Origin of the sequence: Rhodococcus sp. P-2, assembly GCF_016598535.1 — a bacterium.
GTDB classification, from domain to species: Bacteria; Actinomycetota; Actinomycetes; order Mycobacteriales; family Mycobacteriaceae; genus Rhodococcus_F; species Rhodococcus_F baikonurensis.
In genome coordinates this window covers 1,664,919-1,689,836 of the sequence record NZ_CP066779.1, presented here as the reverse complement: position 1 = coordinate 1,689,836, position 24,918 = coordinate 1,664,919, and the positions used below count along the sequence as shown (strand labels likewise).

General features: G+C 62.3%; 24 protein-coding genes and 1 pseudogene. 17 read left to right on the top strand and 8 right to left on the bottom strand.

Annotated elements, in window-relative coordinates; all coding sequences use genetic code 11:
• Together I7X09_RS07965 and I7X09_RS07960 are read left to right on the top strand one after the other, a co-directional pair.
• Complete coding sequence (locus I7X09_RS07965; protein ID WP_234036840.1) at positions 1-981, top strand: LLM class F420-dependent oxidoreductase; 981 nt, start codon at positions 1-3, stop codon at positions 979-981.
• A 65-nt stretch (positions 982-1,046) separates the two neighbouring features.
• Complete coding sequence (locus tag I7X09_RS07960) at positions 1,047-1,847, top strand: crotonase/enoyl-CoA hydratase family protein (RefSeq protein ID WP_200316326.1); 801 nt, start codon at positions 1,047-1,049, stop codon at positions 1,845-1,847.
• Positions 1,848-1,885: 38 nt separating this feature from the next.
• Here the strand turns inward: I7X09_RS07960 and I7X09_RS07955 are convergent, their stop codons facing one another.
• A complete protein-coding gene (locus I7X09_RS07955; protein WP_095971121.1) occupies positions 1,886-3,073 on the bottom strand; it encodes an ROK family transcriptional regulator in 1,188 nt (395 codons plus the stop codon).
• Between the two features lie 194 nt (positions 3,074-3,267).
• Between I7X09_RS07955 and I7X09_RS07950 the strand changes: the two genes are divergently transcribed.
• From I7X09_RS07950 to xylB, 3 genes are read left to right on the top strand one after another with little or no spacing between them, the layout of a single operon-like run.
• Entirely contained in the window at positions 3,268-3,522 is a 255-nt protein-coding gene (locus tag I7X09_RS07950) for a DUF3263 domain-containing protein (protein WP_206028823.1), read from the top strand.
• A 53-nt stretch (positions 3,523-3,575) separates the two neighbouring features.
• Positions 3,576-3,893 carry a WhiB family transcriptional regulator gene (locus I7X09_RS07945; RefSeq protein WP_003946343.1) on the top strand — a complete coding sequence of 106 codons (318 nt, stop codon included), beginning with the start codon at positions 3,576-3,578 and terminating at the stop codon, positions 3,891-3,893.
• Between the two features lie 24 nt (positions 3,894-3,917).
• On the top strand, positions 3,918-5,315 hold the full coding sequence (gene xylB / locus I7X09_RS07940) for a xylulokinase (RefSeq protein ID WP_200316324.1): 1,398 nt from the start codon (positions 3,918-3,920) through the stop codon (positions 5,313-5,315).
• Between the two features lie 7 nt (positions 5,316-5,322).
• Here xylB and I7X09_RS07935 read toward each other — a convergent pair whose 3' ends face one another.
• Positions 5,323-6,039 (bottom strand): HAD family hydrolase, encoded by a 717-nt coding sequence (locus I7X09_RS07935; protein WP_051636493.1) that lies wholly within the window; start codon positions 6,037-6,039, stop codon positions 5,323-5,325.
• Between the two features lie 142 nt (positions 6,040-6,181).
• On the opposite strand from I7X09_RS07935, the gene cycA reads away from it, so the two are divergent.
• The 7 genes from cycA (at position 6,182) to I7X09_RS07900 (ending at position 14,383) form a co-directional block, all read left to right on the top strand.
• A complete protein-coding gene (gene cycA / locus I7X09_RS07930) occupies positions 6,182-7,645 on the top strand; it encodes a D-serine/D-alanine/glycine transporter (RefSeq protein ID WP_095971117.1) in 1,464 nt (487 codons plus the stop codon).
• Positions 7,646-7,767: 122 nt separating this feature from the next.
• The gene (locus I7X09_RS07925; RefSeq protein ID WP_200316322.1) at positions 7,768-8,538 is read left to right on the top strand and encodes a M23 family metallopeptidase; all 771 of its coding nucleotides are present in this window, start codon (positions 7,768-7,770) and stop codon (positions 8,536-8,538) included.
• 125 nt (positions 8,539-8,663) lie between these two features.
• On the top strand, positions 8,664-10,169 hold the full coding sequence (locus tag I7X09_RS07920; RefSeq protein ID WP_166809430.1) for a glutamate-cysteine ligase family protein: 1,506 nt from the start codon (positions 8,664-8,666) through the stop codon (positions 10,167-10,169).
• Between the two features lie 141 nt (positions 10,170-10,310).
• On the top strand, positions 10,311-11,204 hold the full coding sequence (locus I7X09_RS07915; protein ID WP_007727672.1) for a universal stress protein: 894 nt from the start codon (positions 10,311-10,313) through the stop codon (positions 11,202-11,204).
• 176 nt (positions 11,205-11,380) lie between these two features.
• Positions 11,381-12,421, top strand: coding sequence for an LLM class F420-dependent oxidoreductase (locus tag I7X09_RS07910; RefSeq protein WP_166809498.1), 1,041 nt, complete (start codon positions 11,381-11,383; stop codon positions 12,419-12,421).
• Positions 12,422-12,774: 353 nt separating this feature from the next.
• Positions 12,775-13,668 (top strand): universal stress protein, encoded by an 894-nt coding sequence (locus I7X09_RS07905; protein ID WP_095971114.1) that lies wholly within the window; start codon positions 12,775-12,777, stop codon positions 13,666-13,668.
• A gap of 76 nt (positions 13,669-13,744) precedes the next feature.
• The gene (locus I7X09_RS07900) at positions 13,745-14,383 is read left to right on the top strand and encodes a response regulator (RefSeq protein ID WP_019744786.1); all 639 of its coding nucleotides are present in this window, start codon (positions 13,745-13,747) and stop codon (positions 14,381-14,383) included.
• Between the two features lie 2 nt (positions 14,384-14,385).
• Here the strand turns inward: I7X09_RS07900 and I7X09_RS07895 are convergent.
• From I7X09_RS07895 to I7X09_RS07875, 5 genes and pseudogenes are all read right to left on the bottom strand, one after another.
• Positions 14,386-16,078: pseudogene (locus tag I7X09_RS07895) on the bottom strand (GAF domain-containing protein).
• A gap of 27 nt (positions 16,079-16,105) precedes the next feature.
• Positions 16,106-16,801 carry a hypothetical protein gene (locus I7X09_RS07890; RefSeq protein ID WP_200316320.1) on the bottom strand — a complete coding sequence of 232 codons (696 nt, stop codon included), beginning with the start codon at positions 16,799-16,801 and terminating at the stop codon, positions 16,106-16,108.
• Between the two features lie 19 nt (positions 16,802-16,820).
• Positions 16,821-17,153, bottom strand: coding sequence for a cupin domain-containing protein (locus I7X09_RS07885; protein WP_003946336.1), 333 nt, complete (start codon positions 17,151-17,153; stop codon positions 16,821-16,823).
• A gap of 84 nt (positions 17,154-17,237) precedes the next feature.
• Positions 17,238-17,729 (bottom strand): dihydrofolate reductase, encoded by a 492-nt coding sequence (locus I7X09_RS07880; RefSeq protein ID WP_200316318.1) that lies wholly within the window; start codon positions 17,727-17,729, stop codon positions 17,238-17,240.
• Positions 17,730-17,731: 2 nt separating this feature from the next.
• Positions 17,732-18,532: a thymidylate synthase gene (locus I7X09_RS07875; protein ID WP_095971110.1), complete on the bottom strand. Its 801-nt coding sequence runs from the start codon at positions 18,530-18,532 to the stop codon at positions 17,732-17,734.
• 86 nt (positions 18,533-18,618) lie between these two features.
• On the opposite strand from I7X09_RS07875, the gene cobF reads away from it, so the two are divergent.
• The 4 genes from cobF to I7X09_RS07855 all read left to right on the top strand — a co-directional run bounded on the left by cobF (position 18,619) and on the right by I7X09_RS07855 (position 22,727).
• Entirely contained in the window at positions 18,619-19,359 is a 741-nt protein-coding gene (cobF, locus tag I7X09_RS07870) for a precorrin-6A synthase (deacetylating) (protein WP_124567481.1), read from the top strand.
• A 75-nt stretch (positions 19,360-19,434) separates the two neighbouring features.
• Positions 19,435-20,601 carry a GGDEF domain-containing protein gene (locus I7X09_RS07865; protein WP_234036839.1) on the top strand — a complete coding sequence of 389 codons (1,167 nt, stop codon included), beginning with the start codon at positions 19,435-19,437 and terminating at the stop codon, positions 20,599-20,601.
• 43 nt (positions 20,602-20,644) lie between these two features.
• Positions 20,645-21,820 carry a GGDEF domain-containing protein gene (locus I7X09_RS07860; RefSeq protein WP_200316314.1) on the top strand — a complete coding sequence of 392 codons (1,176 nt, stop codon included), beginning with the start codon at positions 20,645-20,647 and terminating at the stop codon, positions 21,818-21,820.
• A 40-nt stretch (positions 21,821-21,860) separates the two neighbouring features.
• Positions 21,861-22,727, top strand: coding sequence for an Fpg/Nei family DNA glycosylase (locus I7X09_RS07855; protein WP_200316312.1), 867 nt, complete (start codon positions 21,861-21,863; stop codon positions 22,725-22,727).
• Here the strand turns inward: I7X09_RS07855 and I7X09_RS07850 are convergent.
• Entirely contained in the window at positions 22,720-23,595 is an 876-nt protein-coding gene (locus tag I7X09_RS07850; RefSeq protein WP_095971105.1) for a LysR family transcriptional regulator, read from the bottom strand. The two genes, I7X09_RS07855 and I7X09_RS07850, sit on opposite strands and share 8 nt — an antisense overlap.
• 72 nt (positions 23,596-23,667) lie before the next feature.
• Here I7X09_RS07850 and I7X09_RS07845 point away from each other — a divergent pair, with 72 nt between their 5' ends.
• A complete protein-coding gene (locus I7X09_RS07845; RefSeq protein WP_200316310.1) occupies positions 23,668-24,900 on the top strand; it encodes an MFS transporter in 1,233 nt (410 codons plus the stop codon).
• Positions 24,901-24,918: the final 18 nt, after the last annotated feature.

The window sequence follows — 24,918 nt, the reverse complement described above, 5'->3', positions numbered from 1 at the left end:
TTGCCGACCATCGACATCTCCCTGGGGTTGTGGCAGGACCGTCCGCCGCAGGAAGTGACCACTACCGCGCGCCTCGCCGACAAACTGGGGTTCGGCCGAGTGTGGGTGGGGGAGATGGCGACGTACGACGCCTTTGCGCTGGCGACATCGGTCGGCGTCGGCTTCGAGCACTCCGAACTGGTGGTCGGCCCGCTCGCGGTGACGGTTCGTGATCCGGCGATGATCGCGATCGGGGCGGCGTCGGTGGCCGATCTCACCGGGCGCCCCGTATCGATCGCCTTGGGTACGTCCAGCACTGTCGTGGTCGAAAAATGGCATGGACGAAGCAGGTCCGGGGCAGCTCGGGCGCTCGCGGAGTCCGCCCGCGGTGTGCGAGCGCTCATGAACGGCGAGCGGGGCGAAGTCGCCGGCACGGTGATGCGGACCAGTGGATACCGGCTGCGACTTCAAACGCCGGGCGGCCGGCTGATCGTTGCGGCATTCGGGGACAAGGCGCTTCGGGCCGCGGTGGAGTTGGGCGACGAACTGGTGCTCAATCTGGTCAGCCCGGAGCAAGCGGGGCGCCTGATCACACGGTGCAAGGAAATCGCTGCCGAGTTGGAAACCGGCATGCCTTTCGTGTCGGTGTGGGCACCAGCTGCCGTCGCCGAGAATGGACCGTCACAGGTGTCGATCGATCAACTTCGACGCGGGCTCGTACCGTATCTGGCTGCTCCGGGGTACTCGGACATGTTCGTCCGCGCGGGCTTCGCTGATGTGATCGAGGCAGCCAGGGCCGGGGCCGCGCCGCGCGAGCTCTTGAGCCAGGTCTCGGACGCGATGGTGGCAACGGTGGGAATCGTCGGGACTCCGGCCGATGCCCGCGAGCAACTCGAGGCGTACCGAGCGGCGGGAGTGGACTCCGTCGTGGCCGTGCCTTCATCCACTGATTCGGATCCGGCTGGGAAGGTGACCATGGAACTTCTTGCGGAGATGGCATGACGAATCCCCGACGAACTTACTCTCAGGTAAGTTCGTCGGGGATATGTCGAACCGGAGGAGTAGCCGTGAGTGATCGCGTTCGTGTCGAGGTAGTGCAGTCGGTGGCGTACGTGACGCTCAGCCGACCGGAGAAACTCAACGGTCTCGATCTGGACATGCTCGACGCCCTGGTGGACGCCGCTCGAACTATCGAAGCTGATCGTTCGATCCGGGGCGTGATTCTTCAAGGCGCGGGTGACGCGTTCTCGGCCGGGTTGGACTTCGCCTCTGCGGGTAAGCAACCGAGGCGCATGGCGAAGGCCTTCGCGAAATTTCCCGGTCAGAAGACCAACCTCTTTCAACGCGCGTGCTGGGTGTGGCGCGAATTGCCCGTGCCGGTCATCGCGGTCGTTCACGGGCACTGCTTCGGCGGTGGACTGCAATTGGCGCTCGCCGCAGACTTTCGATTCTCCACGCCCGATTGCACGTTCTCGGTGATGGAAGCGAAGTGGGGATTGATCCCCGATATGACCGGAACGGTCACGATGCGCGAACTCGCGACGATGGACGTCGTGAAACGCCTTGCCATGACTGCTGAACTGTTCGACGGAGATCAGGCTCTCGAGTGGGGATTCGTGAGCGGAGTCAGCGACGATCCGATCAAACCGGCACAGGAATTGTTGTCGCAGATCACGACTCGCTCGCCGGACGCCGTCGCAGCAACGAAGACCTTGCTGCACAAGACCTGGAACCGCTCGCCTCGCGGTGCGTTCTGGATCGAGTCGCGGATTCAGTTGGCGCTGATGCGAGGCAAGAACCACAAGATCGTACGCACCGCCAATGCCGCGAAGAAGTTGCCGGAGTTCGCCTTTCGAAAGTTCGGCTGACGAACTCCGGCGCGACGCAGAGGAGAGCAATCAGGTGGTCAGTTCTGGGGCGAGGCGGCGATGCGCAGGTCGATTTCCCGGGCGCTGAGGAGGTGGTCGAGGACGAGGACCGCGCAGCCGAGAATGCCGGATTGTGCACCGTGGCTGACCGAGGCGATCTGCAGCTTTCGGGTGGCAAGTGCTGTTGCGTTGCCGTACACGGACTCTCGAAGCCCGGCCAGGAAGAGTTCGTCCGCCTCGGCCATGTCGCCGCCGATGATCAGGACCTCGGGATTGAGGAGGTTGACCGCGCCGGAAATCACGTCGCCGATCAGTCGCCCGCTGCTTCTGATGAGACGGCGTGCTTCGCTGTCGCCGTCCAGGGCGAGGCGGACGACGTCCCGAACGTGCCCGACACTTCGGCCCTGGTCGCGGAGTGCGTGCACGAGAGCCCAACCGCTGGCAACGGTCTCGACGCAGCCCACGTCGCCGCAGCGACATTTCATGCCCCGTGCCGCAGCGGTTTTCGTATGTCCGATCTCGCCGGACGCTCCGAGTGAACCGCGTTGGAGGATTCCGCCCATGACGATTCCTGCGCCGAGGCCGGTTGACGCCTTGATCATCAGGAGGTTGGGCGCGCTCTCGCGTCGTTCGCTCAATTCGGCCAGAGCCATCACGTTGGCATCGTTGTCGGCAAACAGCGGCGCCGTGGTCACCGATGCCAGATAGGGGGCAAGAGCGACTCCGTCCCATCCCGCCATCATCGGAGAGTCGAGGCTCGCTCCCGCGGCGACGTCGACGGTGCCAGGAATGCTCAGCCCGATTCCGATGACTTCGGAGGACGAACGCTGGACCTGAGCCAGTAGTGACGAAAGATGCTCGGCGATTTCGGGCATCAGTTCGTCTGGGCCTACTCCGACCGACTTGTCGATGTCTTCCGCGGCGAGAATCGTGCCCGCCAGGTCGGTGACGGCAAGTTGTGCCCGCGATCGACCGATTGCGACGACCAGAACCACGCCGGACGAGTTCGCGAACGTCAGTGTGGACGGCGGCCGACCGCCCGTCGACGGGCCCTCGTCGTCATCGGCGATCAATCCGAGCGATTGAAGTGCGGCAACCCTGGCCGAAACCGCCGTCCTGGACAGGCCGGTGAGCTTCCCGATCTCGCTGCGCGTGGTCGCGGAACCGCTGCGTATCAGCGTGAATACCTCTCCTGCGGTAGCCGGAGTCGTGGACGGTCGGGTCATTGTCCTATTCAAGCATTCCTCGTCGGTAACTTCAGCGTGCGAAAGTAGCCGTACTTTGTCCACAAAAAGACGTAAGTAGGTCTTGTGAAAAAGCAGAAGTAGGCATAGTCTGTGTCTTGACTCACTGCCACGGGCGTCCGAGGAGACGAGTCGCAGTTTCTGTGAAGCAGGGCGCACAAACAGGGGAGAACCTGATGAGCCGCACCGATACACAAGAGATCGTCGAGTTCGCACGTAAGTGGCAGCAGTTCGACGGTGGACCTGACGAAGAGATCTTTGTGACCTTCGGCCTCGCCCCGGACGAGTATTTCCGCAGGCTGCAGGCGATTCTCGACGACGGCGCCGCAGCGCTGACTCCGCCGGTCGCCGGCGAACTCGCTTCGGTCTGCGCACATCGACTCCGCCGATCGACGAAACGGTCAGGCGTCGACGAGTCCGCCGCAGCGTAACTCCCGAGTCACCCGAATGCGTTTCACCCGAGTAAGGAATTGAGGTCGCCATCATGCACAAGCACCTTCCGATGCCGTACCCGACCGCCGAAGTGTGGGACTGGCAGCTGCAGGGAGCGTGCCGTGGGCACGATTCCGCGGTGTACTTCCACCCGGACGGCGAGCGTGGACATGCTCGCGAAAACCGTGAACGCAACGCCAAGAAGGTCTGCGCGACGTGCCCTGTACTCCAGCAGTGTCGCGAACACGCACTGTCCGTCCACGAGCCTTACGGCATCTGGGGTGGAATGACGGAGACCGAGCGCGCAGAATATGTGCGATCGCTGCGTAAGCGCAGCAACCGGATGCCCGCGGTCGCCAACGCGAGCTGACGGTCCTTCGGAAAGGATGCCAGTGTGACCCTCGTTGCCGGTATCGATTCGTCTACCCAGTCGTGCAAAGTCATTGTCCGTGATGCGGATTCGGGCGAGCTGGTGCGAGAAGGGCGGGCGGCCCATCCCGTCGGTACCGAGATAGATCCGGCATGCTGGCTCGAGGCGATGGACAGTGCAATCGCCGCGGCGGGTGGGCTCGGCGACGTCGCAGCCGTATCGGTCGGAGCTCAACAGCACGGAATGGTGTGTCTGGACGACGGCGGCGAGGTGGTCAGGCCGGCGTTGCTGTGGAACGACACTCGTTCGGCGAAGGCCGCGGCCGATCTGGTCGAAGAACTCGGCGGACCCAAGGCGTGGGCAGACGCAGTTGGCGTAGTTCCAGTCGCCGCGGTCACGGCAAGCAAGCTTCGATGGCTGGCAGATCATGAGCCCGGCAACGCTGATCGCACTGCCGCGGTGTGTCTTCCGCACGACTGGCTGTCCTGGAAGCTCAGCGGGTCCGGTTCAATCGAGGAGCTTGCCACCGATGCGGGCGACGCAAGCGGAACCGGCTATTACGCTGCCTCGACGCGCGAATACCGTACCGACCTGCTGGCGTTGGCATTTCGCGGCCGAACCCCGCATGTTCCCCGAGTCGCATCTCCGAACGACAAGATCGGAAGCACACGTTCGGGAGGGATTGTCGGACCTGGCACCGGTGACAATGCCGCAGCCGCACTGGGTTTGGGGGCAGTTCCCGGTGACGTGATCATCTCGATCGGAACATCCGGCGTCGTGTCGGCTGTATCGACCACTCCCACACACGATCCCAGTGGAAACGTGGCGGGATTCGCGGACGCAACCGGACTGCACCTGCCGCTCGTGTGCACTCTCAACGGGGCACGCATCCTTGACGCGACGGCGTCCATTCTCGGCGTCGATCACGCCGAACTGTCCCGGTTGGCGTTGACCGCGCCCCTCGGAAACGACGGACTGGTCATGATTCCGTACTTCGAGGGTGAGCGGACGCCCAACCGCCCCGACGCCACGGGAGCAATGCACGGTTTCCGCTTGCAGAACTCGACGCCTGCGCACTTTGCGCGTGCTGCAGTCGAAGGGCTCCTGTGCGGCTTGGCCGACGGTGTCGACGATCTGATTCGCCAGGGCGTCGAGGTGAAGCGAGTTCTCCTCGTAGGAGGCGGAGCGAAGTCTCGTGCTCTCTGTGAGATCGCGCCGGCAATTCTCGGAGTCCCGGTCGTGATCCCTGCTCCGGGTGAGTACGTCGCAGAAGGGGCATGCAGGCAAGCAGCATGGGCACTGTCCGGGGACACGCAGCCACCGGTGTGGCCGAAACCGGACGAGCGGCGATTCGACGCCGAACCAGCTCCCCATGTGCGTGAGCGCTACGCGTCGCTGCGTGAACTCACCGAAGGCGTCTGAGCGCTCCTTACAGAAGGCCGAACTTTCGAACTGCGTCGAGTAGCGCGTGCGGGCGTTCGGTCGTCGGCAGGGGATCGACGAGGGCGAACTGGCAACCGACGTCTCGGGCAGCGCCGTCGGCTTCGTCGCTGTCTCCGATCATCAGGGTCTGTGCTGCATCCACATCCAGCTGCGCCAGGGCGTATTCGAAGATCGCGGGTTCCGGTTTGACTGCACCCACCTCGAATGACAGTACGAACTCGTCGACCCAGACGTCCCAGCCGCGGTCGACGAACGCCGGACGGATGTCGAAGGCGATGTTGCTCAGGACTGCGGTGCGTATGCCCTTCTCCGACAACGACTTCAGGACCTCTCCGGTGTCCGGGTACGGCGACCACTGGTCCGGATCGACCAGAAGCGCGTAGAAAGCCTCGGCGCGAACCGGATCGGGCACTCCGGACTTGCTCAACACGTCGAGGTAAGCCTGACGATGCAACTTCGGATCCCGGTCGCGGTTCTCCCACGCGTAGATCCCGGCTTCGTCCATCTCGACGGTTCGGCCCACCGGCGCGGTCATCCGACGCATCAGCTCGGCTTGAGCGTGCACGTCGAGGGGATCGCCCTGGTGATCGACGAGGTGCTCGGTCCAGTCGTCGCTCTCCTCCAGACGGAAGAGGGTTCCGGAGAAATCGAACAGCGTCGCGGCGATATGTCCGTCTTGATGGGCCGTGCTGTCAGTGTTCACCTCGACAGGTTATCGGCGTCGGCTTTCCGATGCTTGATGTGAGCCAGTGCACGCGTACTTTGAGAGGGCACATTTTCCGAGGTTCCCCCGACGGGCACGATTTCGATGCTCCGGATGAACCGAACGACGAGGGGGATCCTCCGTGTCCGACCACGCGAATACACCAGACCTGACGAAGCCGTCCGGCGAAGACCCCCACCTCTCACGTCAGCTGTCCAACCGACATATCCAGCTGATTGCCATCGGTGGGGCCATCGGCACCGGACTGTTCATGGGATCGGGTAAGACGATCTCGCTCGCCGGGCCTTCCGTGATCTTCGTGTACATGATCATCGGCTTCATGCTCTTCTTCGTCATGCGGGCGATGGGGGAGTTGCTGCTCTCGAACATGGCATATAAGTCGTTCTCCGACTTCGCCGCGGATCTGCTGGGCCCCTGGGCAGGGTTCTTCACCGGATGGACCTACTGGTTCTGCTGGATCGTCACCGGCATCGCGGACGTCATCGCGATTTCCGGGTACTTCAAATACTGGTGGCCAGGTCTGGCAGCGTGGATTCCCGCATTGTTGACGATCGCGGCGCTGTTGCTGCTCAACCTCCCGACCGTTCGCGCCTTCGGTGAAACCGAGTTCTGGTTCGCGCTGATCAAGATCATCGCCATCGTCAGCTTGATCATCGTCGGCATCGTCATGGTCGTCTCCGGGTTCACGGCGCCGAACGGTGCCACCTCGGGTATCGACAACCTCTGGAACGACGGCGGCATGTTCCCGACCGGATTCATGGGCTTCGTGGCCGGCTTCCAGATCGCCGTGTTCGCCTTCGTGGGAATCGAGCTCGTCGGCACCACCGCGGCCGAGGCGAAGGACCCGGAGAAGAACCTGCCGAAGGCCATCAACTCCATCCCCATTCGCGTGCTGCTGTTCTACGTCGTAGCACTGACCGTGATCATCGCGGTGACTCCGTGGCGCGAAATCAGCGCAGACAAGAGCCCGTTCGTCGCCATGTTCACCCTGGCCGGTCTCGGCATTGCTGCTTCGGTCATCAACTTCGTCGTGCTGACCTCCGCCGCATCTTCCGCCAACTCGGGCATCTACTCCACCTCGCGCATGGTGTTCGGCCTTGCGCAGGAGGGCGACGCACCGAGGGCGCTCGGCAAGCTGAACTCACGCAAGGTCCCCGCGAACGCCCTGATGTTCTCGTGCATCTTCCTGCTGGCGTCGTTGATCCTGCTGTTCTCGGGTGATTCCGTGATCGAGGCTTTCACCGTCGTCACGACCATCTCGGCGCTGCTCTTCATGTTCGTGTGGACGATCATCCTGGCGAGCTACATGGTGTACCGGAAGCGTCGCCCGCACCTGCACGAGGCGTCGAAGTTCAAGATGCCCGGCGGCATCGTGATGTGCTGGGTCGTGCTCGCGTTCTTCGTCTTCATTCTCTGGGCGCTGACAACCAAGGACGACACCTTGCAGGCACTTGTCGTCACACCGATCTGGTTCGTGGTTCTGGGTATCGCCTGGGCGATCATTCGGCGCCGCCCCGCTCACCGGGCACGATACGACGCATTCAAGTCAGAACTGGACGCCAGCCGACAGAACGGCGACAAATAGTTTTGGTCAAGATCGGGTAACGGTGGCGGCCGCCTTGATCAAACTGTTACATTCTTCGGCAGACAGAGGAGCGGGCTTCATCTGAAGGACGCTGCACGCCGACGACTGACGGAGTACACACTGTGGGAAACCACCACCGCACGGGCAATGACGATGTTGTCTTCGAGATCGATCCCGAGGCAGCAAGCGGCCGCCACCGCACCCCGTCGGCTGGCCCTGGTGCCGGTGTCAAGGCTGGTGTCGTAGCTGCGGCTACGGGTGTGCTTCTCGTCGGTGCAGGCCAGATGGGTGCAGGAACCGCTGCTGCGGCGCCGGCAACGCAGACCATCGCCGGCTTCGAGATCCCGCAGGGCCTGCTTCCCGAGGGCGTTGTCGTTCCGGCTGAGCTTGCGGCGCTTCCCGCTCTCGACATTCCCGAGCTTCCCGATTTTGCTGCCGACCTCAACACGCAGGCACAGCAGTTCCTCGCGGGGATCAACCCCGGCACGACCGCTCGCACCGTGCAGCCGGTGTCCGGAACGCTGACCTCCACGTTCGGGTCTCGTTGGGGAGCACACCACGGCGGTCTCGACATCGCGGCCCCGATCGGCACCCCGATCCTCGCTGCAGCCGACGGCCAGGTCATCGACGCCGGCCCGGCGTCAGGTTTCGGCCTCTGGGTTCGCGTCCAGCACGACGACGGTACGGTCACCACGTACGGCCACGTCAACGACTACCAGGTCAACGTCGGCCAGCGCGTCAACGCCGGCCAGCAGATCGCCACCGTCGGTAACCGTGGCCAGTCCACCGGCCCGCACCTGCACTTCGAGGTCGCCGAGAACGGCGCAAAGGTCGATCCGGCAGCATGGCTGCAGGCTCGTGGCGTCGCTGTCACCTGGGTGGACAACTCTTAAGAAAACGTCTTGTAGAACTGCGGTGGCGCCGGGAAATTCTTCCTGGAGCCACCGCAGTTCTCGTTTGTCGGTGACTGCGGCCGGATAGCCTTCAGTGACGTTGATCGTCGAAGGGGGAACGTGCGATGGGTGCAGAGGTCACGGCGAGAGAATTCACCAGAGCAGACCGCAGGCTCTTTCGTCAGAAGGTGCGCGCGTGCGTCGACGCCATGAAGCAGATGCTTGACGGCGGCGACTTCCGGGACGCCGTCGACAAGCCTGCCCCACTGCTGGGCATGGAGATCGAGTTCAACCTGGTGAACGGGGACATGGCTCCTGCGATGTCGAATCGTGAAGTACTCGAATCCATTGACGACGCTGCGGTTTTCCAAACCGAGCTCGGACAGTTCAACGTCGAGATGAACGTCGAGCCCGGTCCACTCACCGGCGACGCGACATTCGAATTGGAGAAGAAACTGCGGGCGTCCCTCGATGTCGCAGACGCGCGAATCCACGCTCACGACGCCGAGATGGTGATGATCGGGATGTTGCCGACACTGCAGCTCGAGCATCTCGATCGAGAGTGGATCACCGCCAACCCGCGTTACGAATTGCTCAACGAGCAGATCTTTGCCGCGCGAGGAGAAGACATCGAACTCGACGTCGAAGGCGTCGCGCTGCCTGGTGGCGACGTGGAAATTCTTCGGGCCGACACCAATTCGGTGGTGCCGGAGGCGGCATGTACGTCCATGCAGTTGCACCTGCGCGTCGCGCCGGAAGAATTTGCCGCGCACTGGAACGCCGCGCAGTGTCTGGCCGGCGTGCAGGTGGCGTTGGCGGCCAATTCTCCTTTCCTGGCAGGTAAGGCACTCTGGCACGAATCGCGCATCCCGATCTTCGAACAGGCCACGGACACCAGAACTTTCGAGCTCAAGAACCAAGGTGTGCGCCCGCGAGTGTGGTTCGGTGAGCGATGGATCCACTCGGTACTCGACTTGTTCGAAGAGAACTCACGGTACTTTCCGGCCCTGCTCCCCGATGTGTCGGACACCGATCCGCTGGAGGTGCTCGCTGCGGGTGGGGTTCCGGAGTTGAGCGAGCTCCAGATGCACAACGGCACGGTCTATCGCTGGAATCGGCCGGTGTACGACTGCTCGGATGGCAAGCCGCACTTGCGTATCGAGAATCGGGTGCTGCCGGCGGGACCGACCGTCGTCGACATCATGGCCAATGCGGCCTTCTACTACGGAACCGTTCGCGCACTGGTGAACGCGGATCGGCCGCTGTGGTCTCACATGTCTTTCCACGCGGCGGAAGAGAACCTGCACATCGGTGCCAAGTACGGACTCGACGCCACCCTGTACTGGCCGGAGATCGGGTGGGTCGGCGCCGACGAGTTGGTCCTGCGAAGGCTGTTGCCGTTGGCAGACGAGGGTTTGGCGGACTTCGGATTGTCCGCCGCTGCCCGCGATCGTTACCTCGGTGTCATCGAGGGGCGGTGCATGAATCGGCAGACGGGTGCCGCCTGGCAACGAGAGCACGTGGCGCGGGAGGAGGCCTCGGGTGCGGACCGCTCGACGGCGCTCACCGGAATGCTCCGGGGTTACGTGGAGAACATGCGAACAGGAGATCCTGTTCACACCTGGTCCTGAGTGCTCTGCTAATTCTCCTATCCGTCAACAGTTTCGGGGACTTAAGTCCCGGAAATGAGGAGGGGGCGACCCCAAAAAAGCCGGACAAGTGGGATGGTTAGAGTGAAAGTGGCTCGGTTACTTCTTCAGGAAGGTGGGCACATGAGTTCACGCGAACATAACAGTGTTGTTGTCGGAGTCGAAGGTTCGGACACGGCGTCCACTGCGCTCCGCGAGGCCGCGAAAATCGCCGCCCAGCGCGAATTGCGACTCGACATCATCCACGCTCTCGACTTCGCGCCGTACGGTTTCGGTGGACCGTACGTCGACGCGGGTGGGGTGTACGAATGGGTCGAGGAGGCAGGAAAAGCGATCTTGGCGGAGGCGGAACAGTTCGCCCGTGAGATCGACCCGAAACTCGAAGTTCACACCGAAATCGCCATCGGCAGCGCAACTCAGTGGCTGATCGAGAGTTCTGCACAAGCCAGGCGGGTAGTTGTCGGAGCGTCCGCTTCGGGCAAAGCCGCGACGGCCGTCCTCGGCAACACCGCGGTCGGGGTGGCCAGTCACGGCAAGTGTCCGGTCATCGTCGTACGGGACCGTGACGGTGCAGTGCCCTCGGAGGGACCGGTCGTGGTCGGTGTCGACGGCAGCGCATTGAGCGCCCAGGCCGTGGGTGCGGCCTTCGAGGAAGCGTCGTTCCGCGGAGTCGAGTTGGTGGCTCTACACGTGTGGAGTGACCTCGGCAGCGCGGCATTCGAAGACCCGAGGGCAGCAGCACTGGCACCGCAGTCCCTCGAAGAGGAAGAACACGCCGTACTGAGTGAGAGCTTGGCAGGCTGGTCCGAGCAGTACCCGGACGTCAAGGTCCGGCGCGAGGTCTATCTCGACAACCCGCGCGGACGGCTGTTGGACTGGTCGGCAAAAGCGCAGCTCGTCGTGGTCGGCAGCCGTGGCCGTGGCGGATTCCGCGGCATGTTGCTCGGCTCGACCAGCAACACTCTGATCGCTTCCGCCAAGTGCCCCGTCATGGTGGTTCGCCCCGAAGAATCCTGACTTTCTCCAGGTTCTCCCGCTACCCCGTTCATTTCGGTCATCGAATTTGAACGGGGTAGTCACATGAATGCGGACTCAGGTTCCGTAGTGTTCGATGTGAGTAAGTGTTCGATGGGAGTACCACTGCTCGTGTGCGCGTCGCACACGGCAGCAATCGTCAGGATTGGGGTTACAACGTGCGTATCGGTATGGGTTTGAACTACAGCGGCGGGTTCGCCGAAACCGTCGAAGAGGTCGGTGACCTGGAGAAGGCGGGCCTCGACATCGCCTTCGTCCCGGAGGCGTATTCCTTCGACGCCGTCAGCCAGCTCGGCTACCTGGCGGCCAAGACGTCGACCATCGAACTCGCTTCGGGAATCTTCCAGATCTACACCCGTACCCCTTCGTTGACCGCGATGACGGCAGCGGGCCTGGACTTCGTCTCCAACGGTCGCTTCGTGATGGGCCTGGGTGCTTCCGGACCACAGGTGATCGAGGGATTCCACGGCGTCAAGTACGACGCCCCGCTGGGACGCACCCGTGAGGTCGTCGAAATCTGTCGCAAGGTGTGGCGCCGCGAGAAGGTCGAATATCAGGGCAAGTACTACCAGGTTCCGCTCCCCGCCGAGAAGGGCACCGGGCTGGGCAAACCGCTCAAGCTGATCAATCATCCTGTGCGTGAGCGCATCCCGATCCTGATCGCTTCGCTCGGACCCAAGAACGTCGAGCTGACGGCAGAGATCGCCGAAGGCTGGGAGCCCATCTTCTTCCATCCGGAGAAGGCGGCCAGCGTGTGGGGCGAGCCGATCGCCAAGGGCAAGGCCAAGCGTGATCCGAGCCTCGGCGAGCTTCAGGTGTACGCGTCGCCGGCCCTCGCCATCGGAGACGACGTCGACCACATGCTCGACTGGGTACGCCCGAGCCTCGCGCTGTACATCGGCGGTATGGGCGCCAAGGGCAAGAACTTCTACAACGATCTCGCGGTGCGCTACGGCTACGAAGAAGCTGCCGAGAAGATTCAGGACCTGTACCTCGCGGGCAAGAAGGACGAGGCCGCAGCAGCCGTCCCTGACGATCTTGTTCGCGCCGTGTCGTTGATCGGTCCCGAGAGCTACGTCAAGGAACGCGTCGCGGCCTTCGCCGAAGCCGGTGTCACGACGCTCAACGTCACGCCGTTGGCAGCCGACCGTAACGGCCGAGTGCAGCTGATCGAGAAGTTCCGCAAGATTTGTGACTGACCCTGCCGTGGGCCTTTATTAACCGCCGGCGGTTAATAAAGGCGCACAGCGGGTGATTCGGGATCTCCTGCGCACGAAACCCGAATTTAGGCGCTTGTTGACAGGACTTTTTTCACTTCTGACCGGTCGGGTTCTTCGCCTAACGTGGATCGAGTAGCCAGGGTTTGCGTGCGAATCCGGCACCGGTGGCCTCGTTGACGCCCGAAAGGGATGTTGGCGGGGCCGTTGCCGCAGTCCACTCGAACACCGAATGTCCGATTCGGGACTCGCGTCGGCTGATGAATCCTTTTTGCCGTCATTGGGCAATAGTGTGGGGGCGAAGAGATTCTGTGGTCGATTGTGGAGGGACGAACATGAGTGCAACCAAACCCGTCGTCGTAGCGGTAGACGGTTCGGAATCGGCGTCGTCGGCTGTCGTCTGGGCGGCGAGGACGGCAGTGGCGCTCGGTCGACCGCTCCACATCGCGACGGTGGTGCACATCCCTGCCTTCTACTACTCCGAGCCGTACCTCGCCGAGAGTTTCAAGGACGAACTGCGTCGCACTGCCACCGCTCGTCTGGACAGTGCGCAGATCCTTGCGCGGCAAAGCATCGACGACGACCTCGAGATCGTCACCGAACTTCTCGACGGCAGTGTCTCCGATCGGCTGATCGAATTGTCCAAGAGCGCGTACATCATTGCGCTCGGACCCCGTGGACACGGCGAATTCACCGGATTGGTCGTCGGTTCCGCGACGGTCTCGGTCGTCTCGCACGGCGAATCTCCGGTGGCAGTTGTCCGAGGACGGACGCTCGACGGTCGACCGCCGACCGAAGGCCCCGTCGTGGTCGGTGTCGATGGATCCGAAAGCAGCATCGAGGCAATCGAGCACGCTTTCGAGCAGGCATCCGCGAGGGGCGCCACCTTGATTGCCGTCAACGTGTGGAGCGACGTGAGTGTGCAGCCCTCGCTGGGCGCCACCCCCGACGACCCGCTGTGGAGCAGCATCCAGACGGGTGAGGAAGTTGTCCTCGCCGAGCAATTGGCCGGATTCACCGAGCGTTACCCGGACGTCGTCGTCGAGAGAGTCGTCGCGCGTGACCGTCCGGTCCGAGTTCTGAGCGAGTACGCGGAGACGGCGCAGTTGATAGTCGTCGGCAGTCGCGGGCGCGGCGGATTCGCGGGAATGCTCCTCGGATCGACCAGTCGGGCGCTCCTGCACACTGCGGATTGCCCGGTTCTCATAGTCCGTCACGTCAACAAGTGAAGAGAATGTATTCCATGAGTTCTGAGTCCACCATCTCCGGTACCGTTCGACGTGAGATGTCTTTTGGAGGGGTTCGATGACAACGCGGATATTCCTGGTCGACGATCACGAGATCGTCAGACGCGGATTGTTCGATCTGCTCGGCGGGGTCGAGGATTTCGTGGTGGTGGGCGAGGCTGCGTCGGTGGGGGAAGCGCTGGCGGCGGTACCGCAGAGCAACGCCGACGTCGCTGTTCTGGACGTGCGGCTGCCTGACGGCAACGGCGTCGAGCTGTGCCGCGAACTCCGCTCGATGCTGCCCAACCTGCGCTGCCTGATGCTCACCTCGTACGCGGACGACGAGGCACTACTCGACGCGATCATGGCGGGCGCTTCGGGATTCGTCCTCAAACAGATCCTTGGAACCGATCTGGTTGCTGCTGTCCGCACAGTCGGGCGCGGCGGTTCACTGCTCGACAGTCGGGCAACCGAGGCGCTGATGCAGCGGATCCGTAGCGACCGTACAGCTGATCCGCTGGCCGAACTTTCCGATCAGGAGCGAGCAGTCTTCGACCTCATCGGAGAGGGACTCACCAACCGGGAGATCGGCGCGCGATTGTTCCTCGCGGAGAAGACAGTCAAGAACTACGTGACGCGTCTGCTCTCGAAGCTGGGCATGCAGCGTCGTACTCAGGCTGCGGTGCTGGCCACCGAAATCCGCAGCGGCAGTCGGTAGGTCTACCGACTGGACTTCGGTCGATTCGAGTTGGTGCGGCCGAGCGGTACTCGCCAGAGCAGACGTGCACCGCTCGGATCGTGGTTGACGATCGTGCACGTACCGCCGCAATGTTCGGCACGGCGCTCGAGATTGTGAAGTCCACTCTTGTGGAAGTCGGAGGGGAGTCCGACGCCGTCGTCCTCGATCGTGATGGCGAATTCGACATCCGCGGTCACTGCGATGGTGATGTGGTGTGCGTGTGCGTGCCGAAGGACGTTGCTCAGTCCCTCTCGCAGTACAGCCTCGGCGTGCTGGTGGATCCCGGGGTTCACCAGAGTGTCGATGGCGCCGGAGAATTGGACGCTGGGGGTCACGGAGGACTGGGCGGTGGCATCGCCGATGACATCGAGGAGGCGTCGTCGCAGGCTCGACGTCCCGGCAGCAGTGGGAGTCTGCAGATCGAAGATCGTTGTCCGGATCTCGCGGACGGTCTTGTCGAGCTGTTCGAGAGATCGTTTGACAATCGCGCGCGCCGACTCGGGGAGGGTCTCGTCCGGAAGCGTGCTCTGCAAGCTCATTCCGCTCGCGAACAGTCTCTGGATGACGTTGTCGTGCAGGTCTCGTGCGATGCGATCGCGGTCGGCGAGGACCGACAGCAGGCGTTGCGCCTTCTGCTTCTCGTCGAACTCGATTGCAACGGAGCCGAGTTCGGCCATCGACTCGATCCGGGTCAGTTCGTCGTGATCCCAGTGTGTGTTGGTGGAATTCGACGCCACGATGACCGCGCCGACTACACCCGAGGCGACGCACATCGGTGCCACGACCGCACTCCCGGCCGACGGCACCAGTTCCGTGAGCGCGCCTAAAGTGGTGAGTACCTGTAGCTTTCGGGTGCTTCGGACGACGTCGAACGGATAGGTCTTCGCTGGAATTCTGACCCCGCGTGACGTGGTACGGGCGCTGGCCGCGGCGTGGACCTGGGCGTAACCGTTCTCGCAGATCACCACGATCACGTCGTCGACGCCGGTCAGATCCCGAACGCGGCTCGCGAGAAGTTGCAGGCCGTCCTCGAGTGAGTCACCGGCCAGCAACCGCGAGCGGATGGCAGATGTTGCGGTGAGCCATCTTTCACGAGTTCGAGACTGCTCGAACAGTCGTGCGTTTTCCACAGCTATGCCGGCTGCAATGGCGAGGGCTTCGAGAATGACCTCGTCCTCTTGCGTGAACTCGGCTTTTCCTCGTTTCTCGGTCAGGTAGATGCTTCCGAACACCTTTCCTCGCATCATGATCGGCGCTCCGAGAAAACTCTCCATCGGTGGATGATTCGCGGGGAAACCGACGGACTCGGGATGATCGCCGAGGTGCGCCACACGCAACGTCTGCGGATGATTCATCAGAACACCCAGAACGCCATGACCTTCGGGGAAATGTCCCATGGTCGCGCGTTGGGACCCGGAGATTCCCTCGTAGACGAATTCCGAGAGCCCACCCCCCGGCGCCGCGACCCCCCAGGGCGCCGTAGCGGCAATCCAGAACCGTTGTCGCAGAGGTGATGATCCGTTGGAGCGTCAGGTCGAGGTCCAGGCCGGAGCCGACGACCAGGACCGCCTCGAGCAGACGGTGGAGTGTCGGGATGTCGGCGTTGGAATCGCCCAGGCGGTCGAGCAACTCGCCGAACGTGCGTGCCGGACTGTGACCCGATGCTTCGACCATGGTCGAAGCATATCGCCTCACCGCACGTCAGCCACCCTGACGGCGGCCTTCCCACCACGAAGTCCAGTGATGCTTGATCTCGTCGAACTCGTCATCGCTCAGGTCGTAGGTGGTCAGCAGGATCGACATGCCTCCGTCGGGCCGCTGCGGAGTCACCGACTGGGTCGCGACGGAGAGTAGACCAGGGCCGAGATCTTCGACTGTCAACCCGAATTGGTGATCGGTGACGTAGTCGACGACGCCTTCGAAATAGTCGCCGGGAGCGATTGTCGCCGCGTACCGACTTCCCGCTGCCAATTCGATTTCGGTGAGCCCGAGGACGGTTGCCACGTTCTCGCCGCGGAGCAGTAGGCCGTCGAGATAAATGGTTTTTCGCTCAGCGAGTCCGTGGTGCTCCACTGCGAATCTGAGCAACTGGAGGAACGTCGTCCATCCCTCGGTGATGTCGTCGTACCAGTCGTCGTCGGCGGACTCGGCCGGACGATCGATGCGGACGACCGTCTTGCCGTCCTGTTCGAGAAGTGAGAAACGGTCGCCGTTTCCGAGTTTCAGCGTCAACGCTTCGGGGTCGGCATCAGCGGTGGAGTAGATCTGGGTGATTTCGTCGTCGAGTCCGTCGTACTCCCAGCCGAACCAACGACGAATCAGCGACGGGTCGCGCAGCGCGGGCCAAAGTACGGACGGGGCTGCGACGATGGACACTTCGATCACGGTTTCGCTCACGCGGAAGACGCTACCGACTTCAGCCCTTCATCGCGACGGTCAGTAGAAATGCAACGTCTTCGAGCGCTTCGACACTGTGCCGGTCGGCTGGAACGGTGAGGAAATCGCCGGTGGATCCTTTCCACTGGTCGCTCCCACACACAAGATTCAGCTTCCCGCTCAGGACCAACAGGGTGGCTTCGCCCGGGCTGTCGTGTTCGGCGAGGCTCTTGCCGGCGCTCAGCGCGATAACCGTCTGTCGCAGGCTGCGCTGGTGGCCGCCGTAGACGGTTTGTGAACTGCGACCGCTGGTCGCCGAGCCCGCCAGTTTCAGCTGTTGACGAGCGAGAGCGGTCAGTGATTTCTTGTCCATCGAAGACCTCTCGAAAGCGGTGAATGTCGTTCTAGGAGTATGACCGACTCACTCGCGAGGTGCCTCGTTATCGGCGGAAGTCGGTCAGCGAGTGTATTCCAGCCAGCGGAAGCGCAGCCCACTCTTCTCCGAGGTCTGCCACGGCTCGTCGGACTTCAGGTTCCATTCGGGGCCGATCTCGGGAGCGAAGGCATCACCGGCGATGTCGAGGTCGATCTCGGTCACCAGGAGATGAGTCGCGAATGGCAGTGCAGCCGAATAAATTTGCCCGCCACCGACGACGAAGACGTCGCCGTCCGGCAACGCCAGGGCGTCGTGAAGACTGTGGACCACCTCGGCGCCTTCGGCCTTCCATTGCGGATCGCGCGTGACAACGATGTTCCGACGCCCGCTGAACGGCCGGAACTTCAGTGGAATGGAGTCCCAGGTGCGCCGCCCCATGATCACCGGATGTCCCATGGTGACGCGTTTGAAGTAAGCCATGTCCTCGGACACGCGCCACGGGATCGTGTTGTCGGCGCCGATGACGCGGTCATGGGCCTGCGCCCAGACAAGGGTGACTGTGCGAACGGTCATCGTCAGACCGCTACCGGCGCTTTGATCGCGGGGTGGTGCTGATAGTCGACGATCTCCACGTCCTCGAAGGTGTAGTCGAAGATGGAGTCGCGCTTGTTCAATTTCAGGGTCGGCAACGGGAGGGGCTCGCGACCGAGCTGCTCGGTGACCTGGTCGACGTGATTGTCGTAGATGTGGCAGTCACCGCCGGTCCAGACGAACTCGCCGACGTCGAGTCCGGCCTGCTGGGCCATCATGTGGGTGAGCAGTGCGTAGCTGGCGATGTTGAACGGAACGCCGAGGAACATGTCGGCGCTGCGCTGGTACAGCTGGCACGAGAGTTTGCCGTCGGCGACGTAGAACTGGAAGAAAGCGTGGCACGGAGCCAGCGCCATCTGCGGAATGTCTGCGACGTTCCATGCCGAGACGATGATCCGCCGCGAATCGGGATTCGAGCGCAGGGTCTCGACGGTCTGCGTGATCTGGTCGATGTGCTCTCCGGACGGAGTGGGCCAGCTGCGCCACTGGACGCCGTAGACGGGACCGAGTTCGCCGTTCTCGTCGGCCCACTCGTCCCAGATGGAGACGCCGTTCTCGTGCAGCCACGCCACGTTGGAGTCGCCGCGCAGGAACCACAGGAGCTCGTTGACGATCGACTTGAGGTGGACCTTCTTGGTGGTGACGAGCGGAAAGCCGTCGGCAAGATCGAAGCGCATCTGGTGACCGAAGATGCTGCGGGTGCCGGTTCCGGTTCGATCGGATTTGGCGGTACCCGTCTCCATGACGAGCCGGAGGAGGTCTTCGTAAGCAGTGGAGACAGTCACGGGAATCAGTCTAGGGCCTAGCCTGCTGTGCGCCTTTATTAACCTCCGGCGGTTAATAAAGGCGCACAGCAATATAGCCTCGGCACATGCGCGAACTCTTGGTGATCGGTATCGGTGCTGGTGATCCCGACCAGGTGACTGTCCAGGCGATCAAGGCCATGAACAGGGCCGATACCTTCTTCATCATCGGAAAAGGTGACGAGAAGCAGGCGCTGGTCGACCTGCGAACCGGAATCCTCGACGAACATGTTCACCTCGACTACAAGGTGGTCGAGATCACGGACCCACCGCGGGATCGAACCCCGACCGATTACGAAGGTGTCGTAGAGGACTGGCACGAGCGCAGGGCAGCGAAATTCGAAGCGGAATTCGCGGCCGAACCTGGAGTCGGCGCCATTCTCGTCTGGGGTGACCCTTCCCTCTACGACAGCACTCTGCGGATCGTCGAGCGCGTGCTCGCTCGCGGGAAAGTGTCGTTCGACTACTCCGTCATCCCGGGAATCACGAGTGTGCAGTCGTTGGCTGCACAACACCGAATCGTCCTGAACCGAATCGGCGAACCGATCCACATCACGACCGGCCGCAAACTGGCCGAGGGCTTGCCTGCCGGAGTGGACAACGCCGTCGTCATGCTCGACGCGCATTGCACGTTTACTCAGGTGAGCGAAGACGAAGCCGAAATCTGGTGGGGCGCGTACCTCGGAACCTCGGACGAGGAGCTGATTTCCGGCAACCTGCGCGAGGTCGAAGATCGGATCGTCGCGCGCCGGGCGGAGTTGCGCGAGAAGCACGGCTGGATCATGGATACGTACCTCCTTCGGCGCTGACAACCGCCCGCGGATTGCACATTCGATCCTGCGCTCTTGAGCCCCGACGACGGTCTGCGCACCTATGATCTGCGCATGACATCGTTCGGGCCGGACCGACTGCAGTCGATTCTGCCCGCGCCCCGTGGCCGTGAAAAGTCAGCTGTGAAGTCGGCCTTCGGCCTTCTCGTCCAGTGGTATCGGCGTCCTGATCAATTCGACAGTTTCAATCGATACCTCGCCACGAAGGGCCTCGAGCTAGCTGTTCGGTTGCTGGTAATCGGCTCCCTGACGACGGTCATCATCGCGATGACCATGTTGCGCTTCAGCGACGCAGGCGTTCACAGCCATGTCACCAGCGTCGTCAACGCCGTGATCATCGCCGTCACGGGCGCGGTGATCGTGCTCTTCTGCCTTCTGCCCGAAATCACACGCCGGTGGTCGTATTTTTTCGTCGCTTACTGCGAGGTCGGCGTATTCGTCGGAGTGTTCCTCAACAGCGATCCGTTCATCGGCTTGATCCAGTGTGTGCTCTTCGTGTTGATCGGCGGCTATATCGCCTACTTTCACAACGCCCGACTCCAGGCCTTCCACATGGCGTTCTCCATCGTGGTGCTGGCATTGATCGGCCGAAAGGTCGCGATCTACGCGGATCCTGCGCTGGCCACGGCGCTCTGTCTGATCATCGCAACCGGGATCGTGGTCATTCCGTTCGCCTGCCAGTTCGTCCTCTCTCTTCTCGGATCCGACGCCGACAGTTCGGATGTCGATCCGTTGACCGGCCTGCTGAATCGTCGTGGGCTGCAGCGAGCTGTTGTCGAAATGGGAGCGACTGGACGTGCGTCGAGCAAATCTTCGTATGTCGTCGCAATCGTCGATGTCGATTCGTTCAAGATCGTCAACGACTCACACGGGCACGAAGAAGGCGATCTCGTCCTCCGTCAGATTGCTGATCGACTGCGATGGTGCGGCAGCGAGAACGCGCTCTTCGCCAGGTTCGGTGGGGACGAGTTCGTCTTGGTGGACACGATCGACGTCGGGGCAGCGCCTGCTTTCGAGGACAGTTTGCGAAGACACTTGCGAATCGACGACCGTGATCCGGCGGTGACAACCAGCGTCGGAGTTGCGATCACCTCCGCCGAATGGTCTTCGATTATTTCCGACGAGGAGTTGACGGACCTGTTTCGAGTAGCAGACGCCTCGATGTATCGCGCGAAGGCCGCCGGCGGCGATCAGGTTGTGATGTGGGACGGCAAACAGTGAGAATTGTCTGATTGCGGGGAGTTGACTGGATTACCCTGACCTTATGGAATCTGCCGAGAGTGTGGAGCGCACGGACGCCGTCGCGTCGCACCGACCGCTCTCGGCCTCTGCGTTCCGCCTGATCTCGTCTCAACTGGCCGATTGGTATCGGCGGCCGGACCAATTCGACACCTTCAATCGTTATCTCGCGGACAAAGGGCTGACCGTCGCTTCGCGGTTTCTTGTCGTCTGCTCGTTGGTGCTGGTCACCGTCATCATGTTCCTGACTCGCTTCAGTCCACAGGGGCCGACCAGTCCCCATGCACGCACCGCGAATACCGTCATCATCGTCGTCACTGTGATCATGGCCGTCGCCCTCTCGACGAGGCGTAATCTCTCCCGTTCCTGGTCGTACGCGTTCGTGCTCTATTCGGAAGTGGGAATAGCGGCCGCAATGCTGTTGTACTCCAACCCACTTGCGGCACTGGCACATGCCGTGATGTTCTCGGTGATCGGCGGTTACATCGCGTTCTTCCACAATGCTCGGATGCAGACCCTGCACATGGTGTGGGTATTCGTCGTTGTCATCGGAATCGTGACACGCATTTCCGTTGTCCGAAACTATTCTGATGTTCCGGTTCTGGTTGCGTTGGTAGTACTGGTCGGCGCGGCGATCTACGTGATTCCCTTTGCCTGTCAGTTCGTTTTCTCCATCCTCGGCACCGACGCGCTGAATTCGCAATTGGACCCGCTGACTGGACTGCTCAACAGGAGGGGACTGGCCGACGAAGTACGACTGTTGCTGGAGAAGTCGTACACGCACCCGGCACTCCTGGTTGTCGCTGCGGTCGACATCAATCGATTCAAGGCCATCAACGACGAGTACGGACACACCGTCGGCGACGCTGTGATCGAGAAAGTCGGCGCGAGACTGGTCGAATGTGCCGGCCCGACAGCGTTGATCGCACGGATCGGCGGCGACGAGTTCGTCATCGTCGATTCGGTCGATCAACGCTCGATCGATCGACTCGCGCACGAACTTCGACACTCGACGATTACGTCCTACGATCATCCCGCCGTAGCCATGAGCGTCGGAATCGCGAAGATCGCAGGGCCTTTCGAATCATCGGAAGATGCGCTGGTCGCTTACCCGACTCTGCTGCGACGAGCGGATCGGGCGATGTACTCCGCGAAGGCACGCGGTGGGCACTCGGTGGTTCTGCATACCGACACGGACTGAGCGCACTGTGTGTGTCCGTGGTCGGCGTTAGTCTGTTGCCATGCCTGAACTACCCGAGGTGGAAGCGCTGGCAGGGTTCCTTCGTCAGCACGCGGTAGGCGCGGTGGTGGGACGCGTCGACATCGCTGCACTGAGTGTGCTCAAGACCTTCGATCCGCCGATCACTGCTCTGCAGGGGCGCGATGTGACGGGCGCTGCCCGCTTCGGAAAGCATCTGGCCCTCGATTGCGACGGATTGTGGTTGGTCACGCATCTCTCCAGAGCAGGGTGGATGCGCTGGCTCGACAATCCGTCGGCAACACCGCCGAAGCCCGGCAAGGGGCCGTTGGCGCTGCGCATTCATTTCTTCACACCTGAAGGGTTGACGCCGGCATTCGATCTCACCGAGGCAGGTACCAAGAAGCGCCTCGCCGTCTGGGTGGTGAACGATCCGCAGGAGGTTCCGGGAATCGCCAGACTGGGGCCGGACGCGATGGCTGTGACCGAAGCGGAGTTCGCAGAGATTCTGGGCGGAACCTCGGCGCGGATCAAGAACTCGATAGTCGATCAGTCGCTGATCGCAGGCATCGGGAACGCCTACTCGGACGAGATTCTTCACACCGCGAAACTCTCGCCCTTCGCGACCTCGTCGCGGCTGACGCCGGAACAGATTTCGGTGCTGTATGCCGTGATGCGATCAACACTTGCCGACGCGATCGAGCGTTCGGAAGGCCAGGACGCGGCCCGGCTCAAAGGTGAGAAACGCTCGGGGATGCGAGTACATGCTCGCACCGGACTTCCCTGCCCGGTGTGCGGTGACGTCGTACGCGAAGTCTCGTTCGCGGAGCGTTCTTTTCAGTACTGCGCGACGTGTCAGACTGGCGGTAAGCCGTTGGCGGACAGGCGAATGTCGAAATTACTCAAGTAGTGAATTGCGCGGCGAGCAGTTCGACGAATTCGCGAGCGAGTGCCGACGAATGGGCTGGTTCGGTGATGGCGTGGACGATCCGATGCGGTGCGTCGGTGATGGGAATGCAGACCAGTTCGGGATGTGGTGCGCTCATGGACTGGGGGAGCAAGCCGACGCCCAGGCCGTTTGCGGTCAGTGAACAGATCAGGTCCACGGAGTTGGCTTCGAGCGTTTTTCCGCGAGGGACTTGTGATTCGGCGAATGCCTGATCGGTCTGGACGCGAGCCTCGCTGCCGGAGGCGAAGTCCACGAGAGTGTGATCTCGTAGGTCTTCGAGCCTGATCGACGAGGCCTGGGCAAAGGGATGGTCGGGAGCAACAAACGCTGCGGTGGGTTCACTCCACAACGGCGCGGCGGCAAAGCTCTTGGGTAGGCGACCTGCGGCCAATCCGACGATGCCGACGTCGATTGCGCCGGACCGCACTCCTTCGATAACTACTTCACTGCCGTACGGCCGCACGGTGACGTTGATGGCGGGATGCCGACGCGTCAGATCTGCCAGGGCACGGCCGACGTCGACGCGCCCGGCCGAGGTGATGGTGCCCACCGTCAGTCGCACTTGCTCGTTGCTCTGCGCCGAGACGTCGCTGACCAGCCTCGACATGGCACCGAGCACTTCACGAGAGCGGGCAACAAAAACCTCGCCGGCGGCGGTCAGTCCGACGTTTCGACTGTTCCGGTTGAACAGTTCTACTCCCAGTTCCTTCTCGAGGTCTCGGATCTGGGCACTCAGGGCGGACTGGGAAACGTGCAACCGCGCGGCCGCTCGGCTGAAATGTCTGTCTTCCGCAACGGCGAGGGCGTAGCGGATGTGACGTAGTTCCATTGCACCAATCTATCGTTTCTGGAGATGGATCATGCATATCTATCTATTGGACGCGCGTCGGTGTGGGCGGTCATGCTTGACGACATGATTTCAAGCGACGCGCGTCCGAGGCTCGGACTACCCATAGTGCTGCTGATGGCTGCCGCGACGGGCCTGTGCGCGGGCGGTAACTATTTCAATCAGCCACTCCTCGATTCCATCGCGGATCACCTGAATGTGTCGGCCTCCGCAGCGGCCGCGACGGTGACCATCGCACAGGTCGCGTATGCACTCGGATTGATACTTCTGGTTCCGGTAGGCGACATGGTGGACCGACGCAAGCTGACGGTAGGGCTCATGCTGCTGGCGGCGACCGGTCAAGCGGTCAGCGGATTTGCACCCAACTTTGCCACGCTGGCAGTGGGAATCGCAGTCGCTGGAGTCTTTTCGGTCGCTGCTCAGGTGCTGATTCCGTTTGCCGCCTCACTGGCCGAACCTGAGAGGTCCGGTCAGGTGGTCGGCACGATCATGAGCGGGCTGCTGATCGGAATCCTGTTGGCGCGCAGCGTTGCCGGCGTGCTCTCCGGACTGGGAGGTTGGTCGACGGTCTACAAGGTGGCGGCGGTGTTGATGGTGGTGATGGCCGTCGCATTGTGGCGATCTCTGCCTTCCGATTCCGCAGATCGACCGAAAGCTGGTTACGGCGCCACGCTTGCTTCGGTAGGAAAGTTGGCTGCGACCTTGCCACGCCTGAGAACCCGATCGGCCATGGGCGGGTTGGCTTTTGCTGCCGTCAGCACCGTCTTCACGACGATGGCCTTTCTTCTCTCCGGCGAATTCGGCTACAGCGACACTCAAATCGGCTTGGTCGGACTACTCGGCGTGGCGGGAGCATTGATGGCGACGGTGGCGGGCAGGCTGGCCGATCGGGGATTGGGTCAGGTGGCGACCGGCGGCGCTATTGCGATTCTCTTGGTGTCGTGGCTTCCCTTTGTCTCCGGTGCCACGCACGTGGTGTGGTTTCTCGTCGCCATGGTTCTAGCCGATCTCGCACTGCAGGGAGTGCACGTCAGCAACCAGAACGTCATCTATGCCCTTGTCCCCGAGGCGCGTTCGCGTGTGAACTCGGTGTACATGACCACCTACTTCGTCGGTGCTGCGGTGGGCTCGGCAGTGGGGTCGGTGGTGTGGAAGTCGTACGGATGGACTGGAGTCTGCATCGCCGGGTTGGTCTTCTCCGTAGCAACCGCGTTGGTGTGGATGCACGATCGCCGGTTGGAGACGGGCGAACTGCTGGTCCCGGAATCCCCTGTCGCGGTGGGATAGGCACCCACGCCTTCTCGG

Bases quoted from the DNA above. Each gene is read 5' to 3' on its own strand.
- I7X09_RS07955 (WP_095971121.1), bottom strand. From the start codon at position 3,073: ATGACCCGACCGTCCACGACTCCGGCTACCGCAGGAGAGGTATTCACG.
- I7X09_RS07950 (WP_206028823.1), top strand. From the start codon at position 3,268: ATGAGCCGCACCGATACACAAGAGATCGTCGAGTTCGCACGTAAGTGG.
- I7X09_RS07945 (WP_003946343.1), top strand. From the start codon at position 3,576: ATGCACAAGCACCTTCCGATGCCGTACCCGACCGCCGAAGTGTGGGAC.
- I7X09_RS07920 (WP_166809430.1), top strand. From the start codon at position 8,664: ATGGGTGCAGAGGTCACGGCGAGAGAATTCACCAGAGCAGACCGCAGG.
- I7X09_RS07915 (WP_007727672.1), top strand. From the start codon at position 10,311: ATGAGTTCACGCGAACATAACAGTGTTGTTGTCGGAGTCGAAGGTTCG.
- I7X09_RS07905 (WP_095971114.1), top strand. From the start codon at position 12,775: ATGAGTGCAACCAAACCCGTCGTCGTAGCGGTAGACGGTTCGGAATCG.
- I7X09_RS07900 (WP_019744786.1), top strand. From the start codon at position 13,745: ATGACAACGCGGATATTCCTGGTCGACGATCACGAGATCGTCAGACGC.
- I7X09_RS07885 (WP_003946336.1), bottom strand. From the start codon at position 17,153: ATGGACAAGAAATCACTGACCGCTCTCGCTCGTCAACAGCTGAAACTG.
- I7X09_RS07880 (WP_200316318.1), bottom strand. From the start codon at position 17,729: ATGACCGTTCGCACAGTCACCCTTGTCTGGGCGCAGGCCCATGACCGC.
- cobF (WP_124567481.1), top strand. From the start codon at position 18,619: ATGCGCGAACTCTTGGTGATCGGTATCGGTGCTGGTGATCCCGACCAG.
- I7X09_RS07865 (WP_234036839.1), top strand. From the start codon at position 19,435: ATGACATCGTTCGGGCCGGACCGACTGCAGTCGATTCTGCCCGCGCCC.
- I7X09_RS07860 (WP_200316314.1), top strand. From the start codon at position 20,645: ATGGAATCTGCCGAGAGTGTGGAGCGCACGGACGCCGTCGCGTCGCAC.
- I7X09_RS07855 (WP_200316312.1), top strand. From the start codon at position 21,861: ATGCCTGAACTACCCGAGGTGGAAGCGCTGGCAGGGTTCCTTCGTCAG.
- I7X09_RS07850 (WP_095971105.1), bottom strand. From the start codon at position 23,595: ATGGAACTACGTCACATCCGCTACGCCCTCGCCGTTGCGGAAGACAGA.
- I7X09_RS07845 (WP_200316310.1), top strand. From the start codon at position 23,668: ATGCTTGACGACATGATTTCAAGCGACGCGCGTCCGAGGCTCGGACTA.